This window comes from Vibrio sp. 10N.222.49.C12 (genome assembly GCF_041475025.1).
GTDB lineage: Bacteria > Pseudomonadota > Gammaproteobacteria > Enterobacterales > Vibrionaceae > Vibrio > Vibrio crassostreae_C.
In genome coordinates this window covers 1-5,656 of the sequence record NZ_JBFRVF010000108.1, presented here as the reverse complement: position 1 = coordinate 5,656, position 5,656 = coordinate 1, and the positions used below count along the sequence as shown (strand labels likewise).

The following is a 5,656-nucleotide window of genomic DNA, read 5'->3' as shown; positions in this document are numbered from 1 at the left end:
CTTAAGATCCTGTCTATGATGGCCTATTAGCTCACCTAACACCAAACTCAATTCACCGGCTAATGACCGCACGCTCAATCACAGATTGAGGCACTGTCACGCCAAGCTCACGAGCAGCATCTAGGTTGACCACCAGCTGAGAACTCTGCGCAGTTTTGACACTCAACTTCCCGGGCTTCTGTCCTTCCAGAATGGCTGCGACATAATCCGCGGTCTGAACCCCAACATCATAATAATCTAGACCTAAACCAGCAATCGCTCCCTTTCCGACATAAGATGTGGCGCCTGCGACGACTGGCGTATCTGCATGGTTAGCCGCTTTGATAAGACCCTCCATGCCGCTTGCAACCGTATTATCGGTCAAGGCATAGATAACATCGGACTTCTTAGCAATGGATTCTGCTTTTGCTTCGACATCGTCAACAGTCAGCGCTTTTTCGGTGTGAAGTGTATAACCGAAATCTCGAGTTGCCTTTCTCAATAACCCAACTAACGCAACGGCATTTGCTTCTGCTGGGTTGTAAACTACACCGATTGAATTAGCTTCAGGGAGCAGTTCTTTGATTAATGACACATGCTGAGTGATCGGAGATAAGTCAGAAAGCCCCGTGACATTACGCCCCGGCTTTTCTAATTGTTTAACGAGCCTAGCGCCGATAGGATCCGTAACCGCGGTAAACACGATAGGAATCGAGCGAGTCGCCGACACTAAGGCTTGTGAAGTCGGTGTCGCGATACCAACTAAGACATGAGGGTTTTCGCTGACGAGCTCTCTGGCAATCTTGGCTGCCTGAGCCGGGTTACCATTCGCCATTTCATAGGAGAATTCTAAGTTCTTACCGGGTTCATAACCATTGGCTCTCAATCCTTCAAGAAGCCCTAAACGTGTCGCATTCAGATCTGGATGGTCAACAACTTGTGAAACCGACACTTTGGCAACGTTTGCCATTGCATTGCCAGTCCATAGCAACATCAAGCAACTTAAAACCGCTGCCAATACCTTTCTTACAGAACTCATTATCGCTCCCTGAATCAAGCTCTACCCGTCATTACTCGCTCAAAGAGAACAACATCAAAATCACTATTGACATTATTACCAGTAACCATTGATAACTTGAAGTGATATTTAACAAAAATACAACAAGGCTCGAGTTATGTGAGAAAGGTTATATTGACTTCGGAGGAAGGTAAGAAACCAAGTGAATAAGGACAGGTAAGCTAAACGGAAAGTAAGCGAGGTAACAAAAAGAGGAGCAAATCTGAGAACAAGCTATAGAAGATGAATAGTTGTTCTCAGACAAGAGGGAGAGCTGGGATTATTTAGAACCAACGCTCCATTGAGGATTTATCTAACTGACGAAAGGCACGATTTAAAATGATTGCCAATTCTTTATAGCGAGGGCGCGGCTTCATAGGCTCTAACGCAAAACCCGTTTCAGTGATCTTTTCATGCAGTTCGCGGTACCACGATACTAGCGCCGGCGGAAGTTGTGTATTTGAGCGATTGCCCAACCACCACATACCTTGTAGCGGCAAGCTGATCGCAAACAAAGCCATAACCACAGCCTGTGGCATCGCTTGGTAATTATTAAAGACCATTTGTGTAAGAACACTGATAGCGGCAATCGCAGGCATCACTTTCACGCCAAAACGGGTCGCTTTAATAATGCGTTGTTCTGGGAAGATCGCGTTTAACTCTTTTCGGACGGGCCAGAGATCCATGTACTTTTGGCCATCTTTTAAACTACTAGCTAAACCAACTCTATTGCTCATATGAGTCTCCCATTAAAAAAAAGTTGAAATCATCAACTAAAAACACAAAAATTTGACGAAAAATAATATTCTTTCAAATTTTTTTGTTATATTTGCACAATATCGCTATTATTTGCAGACCTCAATCTCATTGTTGCCCTTATTTACAATTTAAGCAACTTTGAGAAGACTTCTGCAAGGAATGCACAAGCCTCTTTTTGATAAAGAGCGCTTTCACTTTATACGGAAATTAACGTTTTTTTGACCAAGGTTAGTACGCAAGCCTATGTGTTTCGACTATTCTTGAGATTAATTTTCATCCTTAACTGATTTCGATCAGAAAAATAAACAGGTAGTCATTAATGTCTAAGCTAGTTTTAGTTTTAAACTGTGGTAGTTCTTCTCTTAAATTCGCTGTTGTTGATGCAGAAACAGGTGCAGAGCACCTAACTGGTCTTGCTGAGTGTCTAGGTCTTCCAGAAGCTCGTATGAAGTGGAAACTTGATGGCAAGCATGAAGCACAACTAGGCGCGGGCGCAGCTCACGTAGAAGCACTATCTTTCATGGTAGAAACTATTCTTGCTTCTAAGCCTGAGCTTAAAGCTAACCTTGGCGCTATCGGTCACCGTATCGTACACGGTGGCGAGCAGTTCACTTCTTCTGCACTTATCACTGATGAAGTTCTTAAGGGTATTCAAGACGCTGCGACTTTCGCACCTCTTCACAACCCTGCTCACCTTATCGGTATCGAAGCGGCTCAACAGAACTTCCCTGGTCTACAAAACGTTGCTGTTTTTGACACTGCGTTCCACCAAACAATGCCTTCTGAGTCTTACCTATACGCTCTACCGTACAACCTGTACAAAGAGCACGGCATCCGTCGTTACGGCATGCACGGTACTTCTCACCTATTCATCACTCGTGAAGTTGCAGGCCTACTAAACAAGCCAGTTGAAGAAGTTAACATCATCAACTGTCACCTAGGTAACGGCGCTTCTGTATGTGCAATCAAGAACGGTAAATCTGTAGACACTTCTATGGGTCTTACTCCTCTTGAAGGTCTTGTAATGGGTACTCGTTGTGGTGACCTAGACCCTGCAATCATCTTCCACCTACACGACGCACTTGGTTACTCTGTTGAAGAAATCAACAACATGCTAACTAAAGAGTCTGGTCTTGCTGGTCTAACTGAAGTGACTTCTGACTGTCGTTTCGTTGAAGACAACTACGGTGAGAAAGAAGAAGCAACTCGTGCAATGGACGTGTTCTGTCACCGTCTAGCTAAGTACGTAGCTGGTTACACTGCGACTCTAGAAGGTCGTCTAGACGCAATCACTTTCACTGGCGGCATCGGCGAAAACTCTGGCCCAATCCGTGAAATGGTTCTAAACCGCCTAGGCATCTTCGGCATCGAAGTTGACGGTGAAGCTAACCTTAAAGCTCGTTTCGGCGGCGAAGGTACTATCACTACAGCTAACAGCCGTATCCCTGCAATGGTTATCTCTACTAACGAAGAGCTAGTAATTGCTGAAGACACTGCGAAACTAGCAGGTCTTTAATTGATTTTCCTGACTAGCTTCACTCGAAGCTAGTCAGTTTTTCATATCAAGAAAATGGGGCTCAACTTCTATTCCTACCCCAATTTAAATATCGGTGGGAATAGCAGTTGAGCTTTTTTTATTTCCAATAGTCAAAGGTGTTCGTCAATGTCACGTACTATTATGCTTATCCCTACAAGCGCTGGTGTTGGTCTTACTAGTGTTAGCATGGGTGTTCTTCGCGCTATGGAGCGTAAGGGCGTAAGTGTTTCTTTCTACAAGCCAATCGCTCAGCCTCGTAGCGGTGGTAACCAACCAGATCTAACGTCTACTATCATCAGCGCAAACAGCGACATTAAGATTGGTGAGCCAATCGCAATGACTAAAGCTGAAGCTTTGATCGGTAGCGAAAAAATGGACGAGCTTCTTGAGTCTGTTGTTGAGCAATACAACAAAATCAACAAAGACGCAGAAGTAACGCTAATCGAAGGTCTAGTACCTACTCGTAAGCACCCATTTGCTAACCAAGTGAACGCGGAAATCGCAAAAACACTTGGCGCGGAGATCGTATTCGTTGCGACTCCTGGTACTGACAACCCTACGCAACTTAAAGAGCGTATCGAAGTAGCATGTTCTAACTTCGGCGGTACTAAGAACAAAAACATCAAAGGCGTAATCATCAACAAGCTTAACGCTCCTGTTGATGAAGCTGGCCGTACTCGCCCTGACCTTTCTGAAATCTTCGATGATGCAGACAGCGCTCAGCAAGCGAACCTTGAAGTAATGCAAATCTTCAATTCTAGCCCTATCCGTGTTCTTGGCTGTGTGCCATGGAGCATCGATCTAATCGCAACTCGTGCGGTTGATATGGCTAAGCACCTTAACGCTGAAATCGTTAACGAAGGTGAAATCTCAACTCGTCGTATTAAGAGCATCACTTTCTGTGCACGTTCTCTACCGCACATGATTGAGCACTTCAAACCAGGCTCACTGCTAGTAACTTCTGCAGACCGTCCTGACGTTATCGTTGCTGCGGCTCTTGCTGCGAAAAACGGTGTTGAGATTGGCGCAATCCTGCTTACTGGCGGTTACGACATTCCAGAAAGCATTGCTAACCTTTGTGCACCAGCATTCGCTTCAGGTCTACCGATCTTCAAGGCTCAAGGTAACACTTGGCAGACATCTCTAAACCTACAGAGCTTCAACCTAGAAGTTCCTGCAGACGATAAAGAGCGTATCGAGTTCGTTAACGATCACGTTGCAAGCCACATTGATGGCCCTTGGATTGATTCTCTATCTGAAGGTACTCAAGGCATCCGTCGTCTAAGCCCACCAGCATTCCGTTACCAGCTAACTGAATTTGCTCGTAAAGCGGCTAAGCGCATCGTTCTTCCTGAAGGTGATGAGCCACGTACAGTTAAAGCTGCGGCTATCTGTGCTGAGCGCGGTATCGCAACGTGTGTACTTCTAGGTAACCCTGAAGAAATCCGTCGCGTTGCAGCGCAGCAAGGTGTTGAGCTTGGCGCTGGCGTTGAGATCATCGATTCTGCATCAGTTCGCGAAAACTACGTAGCTCGTCTAGTAGAACTTCGTGGCGCTAAAGGTATGACTGAAGTTGTTGCTCGTGAGAAGCTAGAAGATTCAGTATTCCTAGGTACTATGATGCTTGAAGCTGGCGAAGTTGACGGCCTAGTTTCTGGTGCTGTTCACACAACGGCGAACACTATCGTTCCTCCGTTCCAGATCATCAAGACTGCTCCTGATGCTTCTATCGTATCTTCGATCTTCTTCATGCTTCTGCCTGATCAAGTTCTTGTATACGGTGACTGTGCGATCAACCCAGATCCAACAGCTGAACAGCTTGCTGAAATCGCTATCCAATCTGCAGATTCTGCTGCGGCATTCGGTATCGACCCACGCGTTGCTATGATCTCTTACTCTACTGGTGAATCTGGTAAGGGTGCAGACGTAGATAAAGTACGTGAAGCAACGAAACTTGCTCAAGAGAAGCGTCCTGATCTAGTGATCGACGGTCCTCTACAGTACGATGCAGCAATCATGGAAAACGTAGCCGCTTCTAAAGCGCCTAACTCTCCAGTTGCAGGTAAAGCGACAGTATTCGTATTCCCAGACTTAAACACGGGTAACACGACTTACAAAGCTGTACAGCGTTCAGCAGATCTAGTATCTATCGGTCCAATGCTTCAAGGTATGCGCAAGCCAGTAAATGACTTGTCTCGTGGCGCTCTAGTAGACGATATCGTTTACACAGTAGCTCTAACGGCTATCCAAGCAGACCAAGCTGCACAAGCTGAAGAAAAAGTAATTAACTAATTTTTCTTTTGTAAAATCGAGTAGGAGGAGGC

At 45.5% G+C, this 5,656-nt stretch carries 4 protein-coding genes; 2 read left to right on the top strand and 2 right to left on the bottom strand.

Annotated features, from left to right (window positions below; translation table 11 throughout):
- Nucleotides 1-52 precede the first annotated feature (52 nt).
- Nucleotides 53-1,018, bottom strand: a complete 966-nt coding sequence (locus tag AB4583_RS20755) for an ABC transporter substrate-binding protein (RefSeq protein WP_017062167.1) — start codon at nt 1,016-1,018, stop codon at nt 53-55.
- Nucleotides 1,019-1,320: 302 nt separating this feature from the next.
- Complete coding sequence (gene yfbV / locus AB4583_RS20750) at nt 1,321-1,773, bottom strand: terminus macrodomain insulation protein YfbV (RefSeq protein WP_017062168.1); 453 nt, start codon at nt 1,771-1,773, stop codon at nt 1,321-1,323.
- Nucleotides 1,774-2,114: 341 nt separating this feature from the next.
- Here yfbV and AB4583_RS20745 point away from each other — a divergent pair, with 341 nt between their 5' ends.
- Both AB4583_RS20745 and pta read left to right on the top strand, forming a co-directional pair.
- A complete protein-coding gene (locus tag AB4583_RS20745) occupies nt 2,115-3,311 on the top strand; it encodes an acetate kinase (RefSeq protein ID WP_017062169.1) in 1,197 nt (398 codons plus the stop codon).
- A gap of 147 nt (nt 3,312-3,458) precedes the next feature.
- Nucleotides 3,459-5,624 (top strand): phosphate acetyltransferase, encoded by a 2,166-nt coding sequence (pta, locus tag AB4583_RS20740; RefSeq protein WP_017069189.1) that lies wholly within the window; start codon nt 3,459-3,461, stop codon nt 5,622-5,624.
- The last annotated feature ends 32 nt before the right edge of the window (nt 5,625-5,656 follow it).

Excerpts from the sequence above, each read along its gene's own strand:
- yfbV (WP_017062168.1), bottom strand. The coding sequence starts at position 1,773 with ATGAGCAATAGAGTTGGTTTAGCTAGTAGTTTAAAAGATGGCCAAAAG.
- AB4583_RS20745 (WP_017062169.1), top strand. The coding sequence starts at position 2,115 with ATGTCTAAGCTAGTTTTAGTTTTAAACTGTGGTAGTTCTTCTCTTAAA.
- AB4583_RS20755 (WP_017062167.1), bottom strand. The coding sequence starts at position 1,018 with ATGAGTTCTGTAAGAAAGGTATTGGCAGCGGTTTTAAGTTGCTTGATG.
- pta (WP_017069189.1), top strand. The coding sequence starts at position 3,459 with ATGTCACGTACTATTATGCTTATCCCTACAAGCGCTGGTGTTGGTCTT.